General features: G+C 60.9%; 9 protein-coding genes and 4 pseudogenes. 7 read left to right on the top strand and 6 right to left on the bottom strand.

Annotated elements, in window-relative coordinates; genetic code table 11:
- The coding region (locus ASE59_RS19810; protein WP_162235301.1) for a GAF domain-containing protein at positions 1-406 on the top strand (406 nt) is incomplete at its 5' end.
- 26 nt (positions 407-432) lie between these two features.
- Here the strand turns inward: ASE59_RS19810 and ASE59_RS20690 are convergent.
- Both ASE59_RS20690 and ASE59_RS20685 read right to left on the bottom strand, forming a co-directional pair.
- Positions 433-603: pseudogene (locus ASE59_RS20690) on the bottom strand (IS5/IS1182 family transposase); the annotation flags it as partial.
- A 175-nt stretch (positions 604-778) separates the two neighbouring features.
- Positions 779-961: a hypothetical protein gene (locus ASE59_RS20685; protein ID WP_235515723.1), complete on the bottom strand. Its 183-nt coding sequence runs from the start codon at positions 959-961 to the stop codon at positions 779-781.
- Positions 962-2,837: 1,876 nt separating this feature from the next.
- Between ASE59_RS20685 and ASE59_RS21025 the strand changes: the two are divergent.
- The 6 genes and pseudogenes from ASE59_RS21025 to ASE59_RS10430 all read left to right on the top strand — a co-directional run.
- A pseudogene (locus tag ASE59_RS21025) lies at positions 2,838-3,011 on the top strand (DapH/DapD/GlmU-related protein); the annotation flags it as partial.
- 519 nt (positions 3,012-3,530) lie between these two features.
- A complete protein-coding gene (locus tag ASE59_RS10450; RefSeq protein ID WP_056455826.1) occupies positions 3,531-11,084 on the top strand; it encodes a calcium-binding protein in 7,554 nt (2,517 codons plus the stop codon).
- 8 nt (positions 11,085-11,092) lie between these two features.
- Positions 11,093-11,781, top strand: a pseudogene (locus tag ASE59_RS10445) (recombinase family protein).
- Between the two features lie 153 nt (positions 11,782-11,934).
- The gene (locus ASE59_RS10440) at positions 11,935-13,761 is read left to right on the top strand and encodes a TadE/TadG family type IV pilus assembly protein (RefSeq protein ID WP_162235300.1); all 1,827 of its coding nucleotides are present in this window, start codon (positions 11,935-11,937) and stop codon (positions 13,759-13,761) included.
- Between the two features lie 35 nt (positions 13,762-13,796).
- The gene (locus ASE59_RS10435; RefSeq protein ID WP_235515722.1) at positions 13,797-14,333 is read left to right on the top strand and encodes a TadE/TadG family type IV pilus assembly protein; all 537 of its coding nucleotides are present in this window, start codon (positions 13,797-13,799) and stop codon (positions 14,331-14,333) included.
- Positions 14,334-14,413: 80 nt separating this feature from the next.
- Positions 14,414-14,980, top strand: coding sequence for a pilus assembly protein (locus tag ASE59_RS10430; protein ID WP_162235298.1), 567 nt, complete (start codon positions 14,414-14,416; stop codon positions 14,978-14,980).
- 1,170 nt (positions 14,981-16,150) lie between these two features.
- On the opposite strand, the pseudogene tnpC reads toward ASE59_RS10430, so the two are convergent.
- From tnpC to ASE59_RS19165, 4 genes and pseudogenes are all read right to left on the bottom strand, one after another.
- Positions 16,151-17,569: pseudogene (tnpC, locus tag ASE59_RS10425) on the bottom strand (IS66 family transposase); the annotation flags it as partial.
- Positions 17,570-17,680: 111 nt separating this feature from the next.
- The gene (gene tnpB / locus ASE59_RS10420; protein WP_082458232.1) at positions 17,681-18,028 is read right to left on the bottom strand and encodes an IS66 family insertion sequence element accessory protein TnpB; all 348 of its coding nucleotides are present in this window, start codon (positions 18,026-18,028) and stop codon (positions 17,681-17,683) included.
- A complete protein-coding gene (tnpA, locus tag ASE59_RS10415) occupies positions 18,025-18,402 on the bottom strand; it encodes an IS66-like element accessory protein TnpA (RefSeq protein ID WP_056455819.1) in 378 nt (125 codons plus the stop codon). Before tnpA ends, tnpB begins: the two co-directional genes overlap by 4 nt.
- 295 nt (positions 18,403-18,697) lie before the next feature.
- Positions 18,698-19,455 (bottom strand): IS5 family transposase gene (locus ASE59_RS19165; protein ID WP_156360019.1). Its coding sequence is split into 2 segments (ribosomal slippage): positions 18,698-19,122 and positions 19,122-19,455, totalling 759 coding nucleotides; the frame shifts between segments, so codons are not numbered across the junction.
- Positions 19,456-19,653 lie beyond the last annotated feature (198 nt).

Raw genomic sequence — 19,653 nt, 5'->3', positions numbered from 1 at the left:
GTCGCTGCTGTCGATCTTGTACGGTGATACCCAGTATGTGATCGCAGCCCATAGGTTCTCGGTTGGCGCATACAGTCGCAAGAACTCCCTGTCTGGACATGCGCTCGCCGCCGGGAACGAACTGTTTGTTATACCGGACCTCAGTAGCGACGAACGCTTTGCGGAAAATCCCTGGATCAACGGTGAAAATGCGCGTTTCAAATTTTACGCAGCATCGCTGGTTCGGCCTTACGGGCGATTGCCTGTTGGCGTCCTAAGCGTCCTTGACGATAAAGTGCGCCCTACAATCTCGGAACTGGAGCGCCAGGTCATTATGAACGCAGCTAATGAAGCTGCCGAGCGGATCGTGCAAATCTCGCAAGATCGAAATATGTCACCCGTGGCACCATCCCCGCCTCACATCTGAACCATTCTGGAAGCATTGCGCATTGGTTACAGTCCGAAGATGTCGATGGCAGCCAGGCTGGTGGCGGAAAAGAAGGTGAGAGGACAGCGGTCGTAGCGAGTTGCGATGCGGCGCCCGTTCTTGAAGCTACCGAACATAATCGTGATGCGGCTTCGTCACCAATAGCGCCGTTTGCCGTATCTGACCGGTTCGATGCGTAATTAGCGGCTACGTCTGGGGGGGGCAGCTTGATAAAGCCTGTTTCGAGAAAGGAAGGTCGTCACCGCTATAATGCTCGAACTGTGGCTGCGAAGCGGCGTTACGAACGGTCGGTGGGCAGCCAGCCCATTTATGGGGCAGCCGAACGTCAATTCTAAAAATACTATAGGATTCCTATTTTGATACGGTTACGGCGATTCGTCCGTCCCAGCTTGGGACATGATGACAGGGCGTACGATGATAGATGCCGCCGACCTTCAGAACGCTGTTCGCGAAGCGATGCGAGAGGCACGCCACGAGACTGACCGAGACATCTGGGAACGGTACTTTTTCGATCCGGCCGGAATTGGCCTTCATGGCGATGAAAATCGTGGTACCCGAAAGGGTCCGGCGGCCTAGTAAGGGAACGCAGTCCGTCGCATTGACTGGCGCTACGGTACATTCTGCACCTATGCTTGAGGACAATTGCCAAGATTCAGACAGACAGTGATGCTAAGGATCTGGCGATCGCTCACGGTGATCCGTCTGGCGGGGTGACTGAGCGCCAAAACTCCCTTGCCACCGCACCACTAATGGCAGTTGCTCCGCCACGCGTTTCACGAGCGTTAGGTAGGTTGTCGCAGTCCGCTGCCGATCGGTTCATACACGCCAGTCAAAGTGGTCCGCACCGGAGCCAATGCACCTTCCCTGCTGTACTCAGGTTCCCAGCATACGAGCGCTGCTCTGATCAGCGCTGCGCCCGCATCCTTATGAACCGCCTCGCGAGCTATGTCCGCGAGGGCAAAGCTGTGCGCCACGATGCGCGTATCCCGTTCGAACTCTGTTGCGTCATTAAACCCGGGGCGTCTCGATTCCAAACGTGGAACGCGCCATCCTTACTATAGATAAGTTTAATAAAAATAAGTAATAATCTCGGTCTACCAAAAAATGATCCATAATGGTAGTGAAAGAGGCGCGATATAGTCTAAGTCCAACCGTTATTATTTTATTCTGTTAGCTCAGAAGCGTAGTTGGTTGTAAGTACTGCGCGTTGCGGCGGCGCAGACGAAGGCCGCATTCCTTCGCTTGCGTCGTCGTAACACCTGCTATCTTGGATAGTCCGGTCGGAGCGGTTGACCGGTTGCGGCCAGCAAGGCGCACTGCAACCGGACGAACTGGCTGCGCATGCCGCCAGCACCATCAGGCACGTTGAGCTGCGATCCCAGCGCTGCCGCGCTGCCTTGCCCACCGTCAGTGCTGCTCCCCAGCTGGGGCAGGATCGCCGGCCGTGCCAACAGGTGCGTCAGGATCGTTGACGGTGGCACACTCCGTCACCGTCAATGCAAATGTTTCCTAGCGCTTCACGCGTTCGGCTTTCCATTGCCGATGATCGCAATCGTGGTCGATGCGTCCGGGCGGTCATGCTGCTTGCCCAGGGTGCCCGAGGCAGATGAGCGCGCTCCGGCCGTATCTCGCTCCTATCGGCGCGATCGCTACCGTTGTGCTGCTCACCGCAACCTACATGACCTGCCGCCGGGAGAGGCGCGTAATTGCCAATGGGAACCGAGCAGAAGTCGAGCCGGCGGTGATCGTTTGAGCCAAACAGTAATCTTCATCGCGTGACGAAGGTAGCTCAATGGCACTTTTATCGATTTCATCTGACGTTCGGTGTGCAGAAATGGATACCTCAGACCGAGTATACCGAAAAATGTCCATTTGGCGCAAAGCGATCGAACGACGAGATGCCGGTTCATGAAATGTGAAGCGTTAGCGGGTATCATTGACACGTTTCAGTCATACAAGATGGATGCCGTTGATGACCGTTCAGAAAGTGGCGAAGCGGCTTCTTCAGTTGCGTCCGATAGCTACCTTCATCGCTAATATCAGGTTCACCCCCCGCGTACTCGTTCACCGCAAGGCTCGTTTGACGGTCGAAGGCGAAGTGCGTGGCCGAGGGCGTTTAACGATCGGCAAATGGTGGTCAGGGCAGGCACCGCGCGGTACCGAAGTCACCGTCCATAAGCGCAGCCGTCTCGAAGTGAATGGAATATTCGTGCTGCATCGTGGCGTCGAGATTCGGGTCAGCAGGGGCGGTGCGCTTACCCTCGGTAGTGGCTATCTTGCTGACGACGTGCGGATCGACTGTCACCAGTCTGTGATGATCGGTGAACGGGTGGCGATCGCCGCTCGAACGGTCATCACAGATACTGATCATCACGATCTTACCGGAAGCCGCGGACGTACCGCGCCGATCGTTATCGGTAACGACGTCTGGATCGGGATGGGTGCCGTTATTCTCAAGGGCGTGTCGATTGGTGACGGTGCCGTAGTTGCGGCCGGCTCGATTGTCGTTCGAGACGTCCCGCCGGGAATGCTCGTTGCTGGCACGCCTGCGCGTGAGATCAGGTCCGTCACCTGGGCAATCTGACGTCCTTCACTTGCCGATCGCGATAACTGAACTTGGCGACGTTCCGAGACGATCGCGCAGGGCGTGTTTGGGAAGGGAGAGCATGTCTCGCACGACCACCTCGCTACGCTGCCCGGCGGGGTTGCGAAGCAGGCAAGAGTCATCAAACCGTGAAATCAAACATATACCGAGACCGCCATACCGTCCCTCTACGTGAAGCCGGTAAAAGTATAGCTCGGACTACAGGACTGGCCGGTTGCAGCATCGCGCAGGTCAAGCAGATGACCACGCTGCATAATGCGAAATGCCCTAGGTGTTTAGTCCCGGCACTCCGCATACCCCAATTGAAGTATTGTTGCCTGAACTGCCCAATGCCTACTAACGAAGGCTCAAGCATAAAGAACGAGTCCGTGTCGGGGTGGCAACGTACTCGCCGGGTGAGGGGGCGTTGAACCGCAACCCTATGCCGTTCGCCGATCAGGCGGTCGACGCTGGCGCTTGCCTTGTTCTCTCCGACCGGTTTGCCGGGAGGGGGAAGTCATGGTTGCACCGTACGAAGCCACTGCGAAGGTCAAACTCATCACTGGCTCCGGCCAGGTCATCGAATATGACACGATCCAGCAGGCGATTGATGATGCCGCTGATGGCGATACCATCGAGGTCGGCACCGGTACCTTCGACGAGAATTTGACAATCGACAAGCAACTGACGCTGCGCGGCGCCTATGCCGGCGTGCGTGGCCCAGACGAGGGGCGCGGTAGCGATGAAACGATCGTCTCGGGGCTGATCATTATTTCGGCGGCGAATGTAACGCTCGATGGCTTCACCGTTTCGGAAGGCAGCGCGTTCGCTGGCGAAGACGGCCCGGTTCAGATCTATGTGAGCGCCAACGGTGCCACGCTGATTAACCTGATCATCAACGATAACGAGGACGGCATCGGCGTGCTGACACCGTCCGGCGGCAATGTGACCGGCTTGGAGCTGAGCGACAGCCTGATCACCGGCCTCGGTTCGGGAAGCTATTTCAATCCGACGACTGAGTTCAACGCGACCGGCAACAAATTTACTGGCAATGGCAACGGGCTGAAGGGCGATGGCTGGGCGGACGGCACGGTAATTTCGGCCAACGAGTTTTCCAACAGCGTCGGCGCGCACATCGCCTATGGAACGTATCGAACGTCGGAGATGGTCGGCGACCTTCTCGGCGCAGACAACAGCTTCATGGGGACGAGCCGTGCCGTCAGCGTGTACGCCTATGGCGACGGCATCAGTGATGGCCAGACGCTCACCGGGACCGAATTTAACGATCGCATGACCGATTATTCGGCCGGTACGCCGTCGTTGTTCGACGGCGGCGCGGGTGACGACATACTGAACGGCGCGGGCGGCGACGACATGCTGATCGGCGGCAGCGGCGATGACGAACTGAACGGCGGCGCTGGCATCGATACCGCCCGCTACGATGGTCCGGCGATGATCACAGCCACGACGACCGGTTGGAAGGTCACCGATGCCGACGGCACCGATACCCTGAGCGGTATCGAGATCGTCAACGACGATGCCATGGGACGCATTCTGCTGGTCGGTAATGGCGGATATGCGACGATCCAGGCGGCGGTGAACGCAGCGGAAGACGGCGATACCATCTTGATCGCCGCCGGCACCTATACCGAGAACCTCGATTTTTCGAAGGCGGTGACGGTCAAGGGAGCAAAGGCCGGAAGCGATGGGGTCGATGCGGGACGTGGCGTGGCCGATGGCGCCGGAGAAACTACGATCATCGGCCGGTCCGATATCAGTTCGACCGGCAAGGTCGTACTGGACGGTCTGCGCTTCCTGAACAATGCCACGACCAGCGGCGGCGGAGCATCCGAGCCGACGCTGCATATTCGTACCGGCGGTGGGCATGTCGTCGAGAATTCGGTGTTTTATTCATCGGTCAAGGGCGCCGCGTCGGACGATCATGCGATCTTCCTTTCACCGATCGCGAGCGGCAGCGTGACGATCAGCGACAATTACGTCACCGGCGCGTTCGCATCCGGCTATGGCGATGCATCATGGGGTCGCGCCATATGGTTCGACGGCGGCGGCGTAACGCTGACGGCGACCGGTAACACGCTGGAATACGCCCGTACCGGCATGAACCTTGACATGTTTCAGGCATCGAACGCGACGGTTTCGAACAACCTTTTCCGCGGTACCGGTACCGCCGTATCGGTCGGGTTCACGGCGGATAACGTGACGTTCGCCGACAACGACTACGTCAACGTCGGTACTGATCTGAACGCCCGCAACCTGACGGACAGCACCGTGTTCGATGGCGAACTTGCCAGCGATAGCGTCACCCCAGGCAACAGCCTCGATTACTTCCTCGTGCTCGGGGGTGCCGGCAACGACACGTTGAAGGGTACCGCCGGGAACGACTATCTCGACGGCAACAACCATCCCTCGCTGGGGGCGGCAGCCGATGCCGATACGTTGGAGGGGCGTGGCGGCAACGACGTGCTGGTCGGTCGTGGTGGAAACGACGTGCTCGATGGTGGGGCGGGCGACGACAATCTCAATGGCGGCTCGGGCGACGATACGCTGATCGGTGGTGACGGTACCGACACCGCGACGTTCGCCGGCGCGGCCAGCCTCTATTCGGTGACCGGCACGAGGGACGCCGGCGGACGCTACGTCGCCTTTACCGGCATCGGCGGTCCCGACGGCACCGATACGCTGTCGGGCGTCGAGATACTCAGCTTTGGCAACGGCCGCCAGCTCAACCTGAACGACAAGGTCCAGCTGACCGACGCCGCTGGCAACCTGATCGGAACCTATGCGACCATTCAGGCCGCGATCAACGACGCGCCGGTGAACGCGACGCTGAACCTGGCGCCGGGTAGCTATGCCGAGAATATCGTTATCAGCAAAGATGGGTTGACCATCAACGGTGCGGGCGCGACGCTGACCGGCAATATCCTGACCACCTATGGCATTGCCGAGGGTGCGCTGTTCGAGCATCTGACCGATACGTCGAAAGCAGGGATCGCCAACACCAGCGGCACCGGCATCACGGTGAATGCCGACAACGTCACGATCAACGGCCTCGACGTGAAGGGCTTTTACGACGCAACGCTGCTCGGCAACGGCAGCGATGGCCTGACGTTGAACGAGGTCGATTACCTGTCCAACCTGAACGGTATCCGCAAGGACGGCGACGCGGCAGTCACCGGGCTGACCATCAATGGTGGGTCGATTGGTGATGGTTATGTCGGGATGCTGATATTCAAGGCGGCGGGCGGCGGTAACCTGTCGGATGTGACGATCGACGGCACCGATTTCAGCGACCTGGCGCGCAAGGGCATCTATACCGAAACGCTGAGCGACAGCCGCATCACCAACATCACCATGACCAATGTCGGCCAATATGGCGCGGCCAACGGCCTGGAGGGGCCGGGATCGAACGGCAGCGCCGGCAATGGCATCAACCTGAACCTGAAATATGGCGAATATTCGGGGATCGAGATCGACAATTTCGTCTTCACCGATGTCGGCCTGTCGAACGGTAGCGGGGTTTCGCACAAGAATGGCGGCGCGATCTTCATCGCCGTGCGGGACGATCCGAGCAGCTACAATAGCAACCCGGCGAGCTTCATCGGCGCGATCGACATCCATGACGGCACGATTTCGGGTGCATTGTCGACCGGCATCGCCGTCGGCGAACCGGGCAAGGCGAATCTGGACCCCGACATTTCGGTCAGCGACGTCACGATCACCGGCGCGCAGACGTCCGACCTGTTCGGCACCATCGCCAACGAGACCAATGGCGGCACGCTGACCTTTAACGGCTCGGCCGGCGTCGACGTCGTTACCGCCAGCGGCAACACCGATGGCGCGCTGGTGCTGAACGGGTTGGCCGGCGAGGATCTGCTGACCGGCGGGAAGGCGAACGATGCGCTGAACGGCGGGGCGGACGACGACAGGCTGACCGGCATGGGCGGCAATGACACGCTGGATGGCGGCGGGGGCGTCGACATCGCCGTCTTCAACGGCAACGCGCGCAGCTATACGATCACCGGCACGACCGATGCGGCCGGGCGCTATACCGCCGTCAGTGCCGTCAGCGGTGCGGACGGCAACGATACGCTCGTTTCGATCGAGCAACTCGCCTTCGACGATGGCGCATTCTCGGCCGACGATGCGGTGCAGCTGGTCACCGGATCGGGCGCGCTGGTCGGCAGCTATGCGACGTTGCAGGCGGCCGTCGCGGCGGCGCAGGACGGCGACACCATCCTGCTCGCGGCGGGGACCTATACGGGTACGGTAACCGTCGACAAGGACGTCACGATCAAGGGGGCGAATGCGGGCATCCGCGGCGACGGTGTGCGCGGTGCCGAATCCAACCTGTCCGGTGCGGTATTTGTCACCGCTGCCGGGGTCACCTTCGACGGCGTGCATTTTTCGGGGGCCGGGAAGCCTTTGGGCTATACCTTCGACAGCGGGCTGACGGCGCAGGCGAACGGCCTGACCGTCACCAACAGCCTGTTCGACGGCAACGGCGAAGTCGCGATCCAGACGACGCAGGTCACCGGGCTGGACATCGGCCGCAGCAAGTTCGCCGGATACGGCATCGGTGCCTATGTCTCCGGGGGTGGTTCGACCGGTTCGATCCACGACAATCTGTTCCAGGGGGAAGGCGGCGGGGCGACGGGCCTCGGCAACGGCGTGAACAGCGAGACGAGCGGGGTCACGATCGTCGGCAACACGTTCGACGGGCTGTATGCCGGCGTCCTGAACCTGTTCCCGTTCGGGCCGCAGACGGTCGATCTGACCGATTATGTGTTCGGCAACGTGTTGACCAACAACACCGCCGAACGGCCGATCCAGGTCTATCCGACGGCGCAGTCGACCAGCTTCCTCGGCACGAACGAGAACGAGGCGTTCAACGGCGATTATGCCGGTGCTACCCCGGTCAGCTTCGATGGTCGCGGCGGCAACGACCATATCTATGGCGGCGCCGGCGCCGATACGCTGAAGGGCGGCGCGGGTGACGACGTCATCTATAGCGGCCTCGGCGCCGACGTGATCGACGGCGGGGCCAATGACGACACCGTCGACTATCGCTATTCCAGTGCGGCGGTGCAGGTGAATCTGGCGACCGGGGTCAACACCGGCGGCGAGGCGGCGGGAGATATGATCGCCGCGGTCGAGAACGTCACCGGGTCCGGATTCGACGACATGCTGACCGGCAATGGCGGCGCGAACACGCTGAACGGCGGCGCGGGCAACGACCGGCTGGACGGTGGTGCCGGCACCGACATGCTGGTGGGTGGTAGCGGCAACGACCTCTACATCGTCGACGTCAGCACCGATGCGGTGGTCGAGGCGGCCGACGAAGGGGCTGATACCGTGCAGTCGTCGGTCAGCTATACGCTGGGGGCCAATGTCGAGAATCTGACGCTGACCGGCGGCGCGATCACCGGCACCGGCAACCAGCTCAACAATGTCATCACCGGCACCAGCGGCAACAACACGCTGTCGGGCAATAACGGCAACGACACGCTGGATGGCGGCACCGGTAACGACGTACTGGTCGGCGGTCGTGGTGACGACGTCTATGTCGTCGATACGACCGGCGACGTCGTGTCCGAGCAAGTCGACGAGGGTACCGATACCGTCCGCGCCGTGCTCAACACTTATACGCTGGGCGCGAACCTCGAAAACCTGACCTTTGCTGGCAGCGGCAACTTCGCCGGTACCGGCAACGGCGCGAGCAACGTCCTGACCGGCGGTACGGGGAATGATACCCTGGATGGAAAGGCAGGCGTCGACACGCTGATCGGCGGGATCGGCAACGACAGCTATATCATCGACACTGTCGGTGACGTCGTCACCGAGCAGGCGGGCGAAGGCGTCGATGGCGTTACCGCCAGTGTCAGCTACACGCTGTCCGACCATGTCGAGAACCTCACATTGGCGACCGGTGCCGCCAGCGGGACGGGCAACGCGCTCGACAACCGGATCACCGGCAACAGCGCGGCCAATACGCTGAACGGTGGCGGCGGTGCCGACTATCTGAGCGGCGGCAGCGGCAACGACACGATGTTCGGCGGCACCGGCGACGACACCTATGTCGTCGATGCCAGCGGCGACGTCGTGACCGAGCAGGCCGGTGAGGGCACCGATACGGTCCTGTCGAGCGCGTCCGCCCATACCCTGTCGGTGAATGTCGAAAACCTGACCCTGACCGGCACCCGCAGCATCAGCGGCACCGGCAATGCCCTCGCCAACGTCCTGACCGGCAATAGCGGCAACAATACCCTGCGCGGTGAGGGCGGCGACGACACGCTGGATGGCGGTGTCGGCAGCGACACGATGATCGGCGGGACGGGTAACGACACCTATGTCGTCGCATCCACCGGAGACGTGGTGACCGAGCAGGCGGGTGAGGGAACCGACACCGTTCGCACCACGCTGACCACCATCACGCTGTTCGCGAATGTCGAAAATCTCCGCTACACCGGGACATCGTCCTTTGCCGGGACCGGCAACGCCGCCGACAACGTCATTACCGGCGGCAACGGCAACGATACGCTGGACGGGAAAGCGGGTGCCGATACGCTCGATGGTGGTCTCGGCAACGACACCTACATCGTCGACGATGCAAGCGACGTGATCCAAGACACCGGCGGCACGGATACCGTCCGGACGGTGTTAGCCATGATGACGCTCGGCACCGGGCTGGAAAATCTGGCCTATACCGGCACCGACAATTTCACTGGTACCGGTAATGCGGCGAACAACGTCATCACCGGCAATGTTGGCGACGACCGTCTCAACGGCGGGGCGGGTCGCGATACGATGGTCGGCGGGACCGGCAACGACACCTATGTCGTCGACGACAGCGCCGACATCGTCACCGAAAGCGCGGGCAGCGGCACCGACGGCGTCGAGGCGTCGAGTGGAAGCTATATATTGGGCACCAATGTCGAGAACCTGACCTATACCGGCAGCGGCAATTTTATTGGCGCCGGCAACGCGCTGGGCAATGATATCCGCGGCGGTGCGGGCAACGACATGCTCGACGGCGGCACGGGGATCGACACGCTGACCGGTCTTGCGGGCGACGACATCTATATCGTCGATACCGCGCAGGACGTGGTGATCGAGGTAGCGGGCGGCGGAACCGATACGGTGCGCTCGACCGCGGCGAGCTACACGCTGGGCGACAATGTCGAGAATATCGTGCTGCTGGGATCGAATTCGATCAACGCAGCCGGCAACGGACTGGACAATGTGCTGAGCGGCAATTCCGGGAACAACCGGATCGATGGCGGTGCCGGTGCCGACGTCATGGCAGGTGGCAAGGGCAACGACACCTATGTCGTCGACAGCCTAGGCGACGTGGTGACTGAAAACGGCAGTTCCGGCATCGACACGATCGAGACCATCCTGGCGACCTATACGCTGAAATCCAACGTTGAAAATCTGGTCTACAACGGAGCCGGCAACTTCACCGGCACCGGTAACTCGTCCGACAACGTCATTACCGGCGGCGTGGGCAATGATTATATTGACGGTGGCAGCGGCAAGGACACGATGACGGGCCTTGGCGGTAACGACACCTATGTTGTCGGGCGGAGCGATGACTTGGTGGTCGAGGGGGCGAATGGTGGCAGCGATCAGGTACTGAGTTCGGCGGAGAGCTATACGCTGGCGACCAACGTCGAATCGTTGCGGCTGATCGGTGAAGGGCGAAACGGTACCGGCAATGCCCTCGCCAACGAGATCGTCGGCAACGGTCTGAGCAACGTCCTCGACGGCGGTGCCGGTGCGGACGAACTCCGCGGCGGTAGCGGCAACGACACGTTCGTGTTCCAAGCGAGCCAAGCGGCCGGTGACCGAGTGGCAGACTTTACGGGTGCGGGGGCACTCGTTGGCGACAAGCTTCTGTTCAAAGGCTTTGGCCAAGGCACCATTACGCAGGTCGGCAGTAGCGATTTCTATATCATCACCTCTGCCGACCAGTCGATCATCGAACAAATCCAGTTGATCGGTGTGTATAATTTGAACACCGCTGCCGGCAGCAACGATTTCAGCTTCGGTTGAGCCGAGGAATGATGAGCGAACAGCGAAGCAGTATAATCCGGGCCGCTCGAGTGCACCTCCGCGTCAGTACCGACGAACAGGATCTAGCCCGGCAGGAGGCGATTGTGCCAGTGTCCGCGTGGCGGGCTTCTACGTCGCGGCGGTGTACCGGGAGAAGGCGTCTGGCGCGCGGCCCGATCGGCCCGAACTGTTACGCATGGTCGACGATCTGCAACCCGGCGAAGTCGTGATCGCGGAAAAGATCGATCGGATCAGCCGCTTGCCGCTGCCCGAAGCCGAACTGCTGGTCGCAACGATACGGGGAAAGGGGGCGCGCCTGGCAGTGCCGGGGATCGTGGACCTGTCCGACCTAGTCGCCGACAGTTCAGGGGTATCGCGTATCGTGCTGGAAGCGGTGCAGGACATGCTGCTCCGCGTCGCGCTGCAAACCGCGCGCGACGATTACGAAACAAGGCGCGAGCGCCAGCGCGAGGGGATCGAGATCGCCAAGCGGGCGGGGCGCTATACCGGGCGGCAACCCGATCTGGCCCACCACCGCCGCATCATTGCGCTGCGCGAAGCCGGCATGAGCATCGCCCGCACGGCTGAACTGGCGGGTTGCAGCATCGCGCAGGTCAAGCGGGTGACTGCGCTACACCGGATGAAGGAAGTAGTATCAACAACCGAGCCGTCGATCGCGCTACCGGGACCGGCCTGAGTATCCGGCGTCCAGTACGAAAGTCCGCATTTTACGCGGTAAAAAGCTCAATTCGTCGTAACCGCGACGAGCCACACCCCCGCATTAAAAAAGTTTTCAGCATAATCAGCACATAAGCGGTCTTCGCTCGTCCGGGGCGGGTAGGGGCTAATGGTGCGTACGACTGCAATGGCTTTGAGAATGCTTCTTGGCCGCCTTTGGTCCGATCAGCGCGGCAATACGCTGGCGATGATGACGCTAGCGCTCATACCGCTGGTCGCGCTCATGGGGTCAGGTTTGGACATGACCCGGGCCTACGTTGCGCAGAACCGTTTCCGCCAAGCATGTGACGCTGGATCGTTGGCTGGTCGACGCATGCTGGCGGGGCTGACCTTACCCCAAGCGGCGCGTGATGAAGCAACCAAGTACTTCATGTTTGATTTCCCCCAAGGGTATCTGCAGTCGGCGCCTTACACCCTGACGATGTCGGTCCCGACTGCAGGCACCCTGCAAATCAGTAGCCAAACCACCGTCCCGACAACGCTGATGGGCCTGTTTGGCTTCGATACCTTGCCAATTTCGACGACCTGCTCGGCAACGCAAGATTTCGTGAACACGGACATCATGTTCGTGTTCGATCTATCGGGGTCGATGAATTGCGCGCCTGGCGTCACTGGCTACTGTGGCGACGTCGAGCAAAGCGGCTCTCGAATGGGTGCCCTGCGGAGTGCGGCAACAAGCTTCTACGACACGTTGGAAACTGCCCAGTCCCAGCTCGCTGCTAACAATCTCCGGCTCCGCTACGGCTTCGTCAACTACAACAGTACGGTCAATGTTGGAAGGATCCTGTACGAAAAGAACCCAGACTGGATGGTTCAAAGCTGGTCGTATCAGTCGCGTACTCCCGACTGGATCGATGCAACAGCATATTTCAACAACATGTCCGCGTGCAACTCCGCCTACACTTATGACAGCCAGGCGAGCCAAGCGGACGCCAATTACACAGGTGTAATGGGCGGATGGTGGTTAGCTAGTAATCGATGTAGCGTGATTGTTCAAAGCAAGGGCAACCCGGATGGCTATACCTATGGTCGTCGATCGGTCGACGTGCGCCCGTTTTTGGCAAGCAACCTAAAGGCAACCAACGTCCAGTCACCGACGCCAATCTGGCAGATAACCGGCACTAACGATCCTTCTGATGATCGGCCTTACGAGTTCAAATCGGTTTGGAACGGCTGCATCGAGGAGCGTAAGACCAATTCGGCTGCGATCAACGGCGGTTCTTCGACCACCGCGCCAAGCGACGCCTATGATCTCGACGTTGATCTGGTGCCGTATAACGATGACACCCGTTGGCGGCCAATGTGGAACGACGTCAGCTACTACCCCGACTGGTCGTGGTCGTACGGTGTTGGCCGTCAACCAGTTGCTTACTGTCCAACTGAAGCCAAACGGCTACAGAACTACTATAACAATCGGTCCGGTTTTGTGTCCTACCTGAATGGCCTCGTAGCCCGTGGCGGCACCTATCACGATATTGGTATGATCTGGGGCGCACGGTTCCTTTCGACGACAGGTCTGTTCAAGTCAGCAACGCCCGAAACTAACGATGTGACCGACCCTGATAATCCAGCAAAAATTCGTGGCTTCTCTGTAAAGAAGTACATGATATTCATGACGGACGGGGACATGTCTCCTACTTGGAACGACTACTCCGCCTATGGCATCGAATATCTCGATGGAAGGGTGAACGGTTCCCCCACTACCGATAACGCTGCCTTGCTCGCTCGACATCTGCAGCGCTTCCGTATGGCGTGTAACGCTGCGAAAGCGAAGGGCATCGACATATGGGTCATTGCTTTCTCGACTACGTTGACGGCGGACATGACCAACTGTGCGTCGAAACCAGAGCAGGCTGCCGGCCTATCATCCAACGCCGCCTTGATCGCCAAATTCAAAGAGATTGGATCAAAAATTGGTTCACTGAGGCTAAGCCAGTGATAACCAGGTTCCTCACTGCGACACGCGGAGCAACGGTGCTAGAATTCGCACTGATACTACCCGTCTTGTGCGCTCTTCTGGCTGGCGGTTTCGAGCTTGGTTACCGTGCGTATGTCAATGCAATCCTTCAGGGCGCGTTACTTGAAGCGTCGCGGCAGGCAACGGTTGGCGATCGGAGTGGCGCGCAGATCGACAAGACCATAACGGATCGGATGGCAACGCTGTCTGGAAGCATCAGCATCCAGTCGATCAAGAAGGAGAGCTTTTACAACTTTTCGAACGTCGGAAAGCCAGAGAAACTCACCTTCGACCGTAACGGTGACGGTGCCTATGATAGCACCCAAGATTGTTATGAGGATGCGAACAATAACGGCGCATACGACGTTAAAACGAATAGCGGCATTGGTACTGCGGATGATATCGTCCGCTACACAGTTAGCTTGCAGTACCCGAGCATCATGCCGGTTGGCAGCCTGTTCGGTTGGGGATCTCAGCAGGAGATCACAACCTCGACCGTACTGCGCAATCAGCCCTTTACGTCACGCGCAATGCCAACGGTACGTTGCCCATGACAATACGAACGAGATTGGCTTCCTTTGGGAGGGACAGGCACGGACTGGCTCTACTCGAGTTCGCCCTCACGCTGCCGTTGGTGCTGACGGTGCTGCTTTTCGGTCTCGAACTGTGCAATTACGGCATATCGATACTGCGCGTCCATCAGATTGCGGCCACCAGCGCTGACAACGCGGCGCGCGTACGAGATTCGATCAGCGAAGCTGACGTGAACGAAGTGCTTCTCGGCGGCAAGATCGTTGGGGAACCAATGGATTTTGCTGGCAGCGGTCGCATCGTAATGAGTGACGTGACGTCAAATGGCTTTTCAGATGGCCGTAGAGGGCAGCGGATCGTTTGGCAGCGCTGTACCGGTGCGCTGAACGTTCCGGACTCACAGCCGCAATACGGCACGTCTGGGAAGGGGGAGAGTGACGCAACGCTTCAGGCCATGGGCGCCCCCGGCAACCAGATTGCGGCGTCCGACAATGCCGCGATGGTGTTCGTCGAAGTTACGTATCGCTACAAACCGATCGTATCGTCCATGCTGTTCGGCACGCCGACCATCCGCTCCGAAGCCTCGTTCCCCGTCCGGGAACGGACTTCGGAAACGCTAAACCCGACACCTGGCGCCACCGCGAGTGCGTGCTCAGTTTTCTCGAGTTAGCGACCAATATCCTCCGCCGCGTTTTGCGTTAGGGTTATCAAGCAGCGCCACTCGTATGAACACCAACGGACCTATACCTGTAGGGTATAGGCCGACATCATGATTCGTGGTGGCTTTCGTTCTAATCGCTTTGCTACAGGCGCATTGGGGGTACTGTATGCAAAATCCGTATAACGAAGGGCTGGCCCATGGCCGCATAGCCGGTTCAACAATCTGCGATTGCCCGTACAAATCACCATTCATGCATGCGGAACGCAATCAATGGATTGCGGGATTTAGGGAAACAGCAACCGCTCGGTACAACTATACGAGTAACGTGCAGGTCGAATTCGACACTGTATTAGACCGCAAGGGATGCGAATTAATAGCTGTCTAGCTTGTACGGCTGTTAAGCTACTTGTTCCTTGCAGGAGAGCGCGCACCATTTGCGTAGCCGCTTCCTTATACGATTTCGCAGATTGCGATTCGTACGCCTCGCAGCAGTGTGACTTATGATAAGTTGATAAGCCAGTGAGCGCATTAGGGGGTTAAAAGCCCAGCGTTAGCATTCGAGATTGCGCGTCGTACCTGATCGAGGTGAAGTGCGGCCACCACGTCGCCTTTCGCAAGCTGGTCGTTCAGTTTGCTCTCGACGAGACGGAGCGCTCTACCCTCATGCTCAGCAATCAGGCGACGAGCCTCATCCTGAGCAGCAGGATGGTAGACGAAAGGAAAAGCCACTGATCGTTCGCGTCGGACAAGAGTCATGCCCGCGTAAATGCCGCGTCCGCCCGACAGGTCCGTTACATTCGATCGTAATGCATACGGACGGGGCCAAGCGGTACTGGTTAGCGGCGAACGGTGCCCTTTCCCGAACGTTCGCTGGCAGGATCGATCGAAGCTCCACGATTGGCCTTTATCGCTATGCCTCCTAGCACCAACAATCATTGATACAGATGGAAAGAGGCACTCGCAGCGAAGTGAGCGCCTTTCCAAACCGACTTACCATGCGTGGGACCTATCGGCCTCGCTGGTCCGAAGCCGGCAGTGTTAGATGCCGTTCTTCAAATTCGTGTCGGCATCGTGGGTGCGCATGTCTTCTGCCTGGTTCTTGCCGGTCGCGCGCACTGCTTCTGCAGTGTTCCCGAGATGTAAGCGTCCGGTGAGGGCGTCACATCAGGCGGGACGGTAGTTCCACGGCAGGAGTTCGTCAACCCGGCGGGCCGGATGGTCGGCGATGCGGCTGATGGTGTCGGCGAGCCAAGCCTCGGGGTCGACGCCGTTGAGCCTGGCGGTTTCCACGAGGCTGTAGATGCTGGCGGCGCGGTGCCCGCCCTGGTCGGAGCCGGCGAACAGCCAGTTCTTGCGACCTACAGCAATACCGCGCAGCGAGCGCTCGGCGGCATTGTTGTCGATCTCGAGGCGGCCGTCGTCGGCATAGCGGGTCAGCCCCGTCCAGCGGGTGAGCGCATAGCGGATGGCGACCGCGAGGTCTGAGCGCCGGGACAGCTTTGGTCCGGTCGCGTCGAGCCACTGGCGGAACGCATCGAGCAACGGTCCGGCCCTGGCCTGGCGCGCCTGCCGTCGCTTGTCCGGGGGCCGTCCACGCACATCCCGTTCGACGGCATAGAGCCCGGCGATATGGTCCAGCGCCTCGCGGGCGGTGGTGGAGCCGGTTGCGGCATGGACGTCGAAAAACTTGCGCCTGACGTGCGCCCAGCAGGCCACCTCTGCGATGCGCTCGCCATAGAGCCGGTCGAACCCGGCATAGCCATCGGCATGCAGATCGCCTCGGAACCGGGCAAGATGCCCGGCGGGGCGCTCCCCCTTGCGGTCGGGCGCGTAGCGGAACAGCACGGCGGGCGGGGCCTCGCCACCAGCCCCGCGCTCGTTGCGCACATAGGTCCACAGCCGGCCTGTCCTGGTGCGACCGGCGCCGGGGGCCAGAACCGGCACGGGCGTGTCGTCGGCGTGGAGGGTTACGCCACCCATGACGTGGCGCTCGAGCGCGTCGACCAGCGGGTCGAGGAGCGCGGCCGAGCGCCCGACCCAGTCGGCCAGGGTGGAGCGGGCAAGGTCGACGCCCTGGCGCGCGTAGATGCCCGACTGGCGATAGAGCGGCAGATGGTCGGCATATTTGGACACCAGCACATGCGCGAGCAGCCCCGCGCCGGGTCTGCCCCGCTCGATAGGCATGGACGGCAACGGCGCCTGCACGATGCGCTCGCATGACCGGCAGCTCAGCCGTGGCCGGACATGGCGCACGACGCGGAACGCAGCGGGCACATAGTCGAGCTGCTCCGTGACGTCCTCGCCCATGCGCCGCATGGCACCACCGCAATCGGGGCAGACGCACGGTGCCTCATGTATGACGTCCGTGCGGGGCAGATGGTCAGGCAGCGGTTGGCGGCAGGGCTTGGCCACATCCCGCGTCCGGGTAACGGTCGGCGTCGCCGTGGCCGCCGCTTCCGCCTCGCGTTCCTCCAACCCGAGTTCCAGCTGGTCAGCCTGGTGCGTCAGTTTTTCTGAGGAGCGGCCGAAGGCCATCCGCCGCAGCCGCGCGACCTGCATCCGCAACTGCTCCAGCTCGGCGCCGGCAGCAATGAGCATGGCCTTCAGAAGGGCGATATCGTCGGGCAGCGAGGCGGCATCGGGCGACACGCCTGCTTATACCAGAACACCCGTGCCGATACACGCGAAAGCCGCAGGAAACCGTGCTTTTTACCAGGCCAGGGTCGGCTGCGAGGACCGGATCGGATGCCGCCAGTCCACCCCCTCGAGCAGCATCGACAACTGCGCCAGGGTCAGCACCGCCACACCGTCCGCGGTCGCTGGCCAGGTGAACCGGCCACGCTCCAGACGCTTGGCGTGGAGGACGAGGCCCTGACCGTCCCACCACAGCAGCTTGACCAGGTCACCACGCCTGCCCCGGAAGGCGTATACCGCACCGCCAAAGGGGTCCTGGCGTAGCCGCTGCTGCACCAGTGCGGCCAGCCCGTCGAAGCCCTTGCGCATATCCGTGACCCCGGCCGCCAGATACACCCGGACACCGCTTGGCGGCCCGATCAAGCGAACCCGGCCAGCACGGCCTTCAGCACCCGCGCGTCGATGGGAGGTGCCAGGCGGATACGCTGCCCGGCGGGGCCGACCACCTCCACCACACCCGGTCCGAGCGGTTCCGGCTGCGGTGCCATGGGCACGTTCGCCACCTCGACCGGCACGAACGCCGGACCCGGCAATGGCAACGCTTGGCTCGCCACCCCGTCGCGTAGCAGCGTGCGTCGCCAGCGGTACACCAGCGACGTGCACACCCGGTGACGCCGCGCCACGTCCAGCACGCTTGCCCCCGGCATCATCGCCTCCGACACGATCCGTGCCTTGTCAGCGTCACTGAACCGTCGCCGCGGCTCTGCCCCGACCATCTCGATAATTCGCGTCGCCATGATGCCGCACCGATGCCTGCCACAGTGCCGCACCTGTGGCTTGCGCATCACCTAGCCTGCAAGGCGGGGAAGACCGGACGCTTACCCCGAGATTGGCTTCGGCTGCTTCGATCGTGACGTTATCGGCGGCCTCTTCGAGATTATCGGCAACCGTTTCCACGTTCGCTTCGATGCGACTTACTCACTTGCGCCTGCAACGCCCGGTATTGGAATGCGCGCACAACTTCTTTCCCGGCACCCTCCGCGATCAGCGCACTTTCGGCCATCGACCGCCGCTAGGGTCAGGACTCGTTGATCACAGCCAGAAGATGACGGTGGCAGCGAGAGCGATTGCGGAGAAGAAGGCGGTGGGGCAGCGGTCGTAGCGGGTGGCGACCCGGCGCCAGTCCTTGAGGCGGCCGAACATGATCTCGATGCGGCTGCGACGCCGGTAGCGGCGCTTGTCGTACCGGACCGGTTCGTTGCGCGACCTGCGGCCTGGGATACAGGGCTGGATGCCTTTGGCCTGGAGGGCATCCCTGAACCAGTCGGCGTCGTAGCCGCGATCACCAAGCAGCCACTGCGCCTTCGGCATGTCATCGAGCAGCGCTGCCGCACCGGTGTAGTCGCTGACCTGGCCCGCGGTCATGAAGAAGCTCAAGGGGCGCCCGTTCGCATCGGCGATGGCGTGAAGCTTGGTGTTCATGCCGCCTTTGGTGCGGCCGATCAGGCGGCCGAGATCCCCTTTTTAACCCGCAGGCTCGATGCCGTGCGGTGAGCCTTGAGGTAGGTTGCGTCGATCATGACCGTCTGCGGCTCGGCGCCAGCTGCAGCCAGACCTTCCATCATTCGCGTGAACACACCGGCCTCGCCCCAACGCTTCCACCGATTGTACAGCGTCTTGTGTGGCCCATAGGCGCTGGGCGCATCTCGCCAGCGCAGCCCATTGCGATTGACGAATACGATGCCACTCAGCCCCCGCCGATCGTCTACCCTCGGCCTCCCGTGGCTCTTGGGAAAGAACGGCCGCAGCCGCTCGATCTGCTCATCCGTCAGCCAAAACAGGTCACTCATCCCGGTCTCCTTGCGGAGCCTGAATCAGATCGCGACGCTCACATCAATGGGTCCTGACCCTAGGTGAAGATGGCGCCAAGACGGAAGCCACTCCCGGAGCATTGACAGTGACGACCCCAATCGACTGTCCTCGTGCTTGTGTCTGCAAAACCGAACAGGTTTCAATAAATCTGTAATTTATAGACTGGACAGGTAGAT

This window comes from Sphingomonas sp. Leaf10 (assembly GCF_001421245.1).
Taxonomy (GTDB): domain Bacteria; phylum Pseudomonadota; class Alphaproteobacteria; order Sphingomonadales; family Sphingomonadaceae; genus Sphingomonas.
This window is presented reverse-complemented; position numbering and strand designations above follow the sequence as displayed.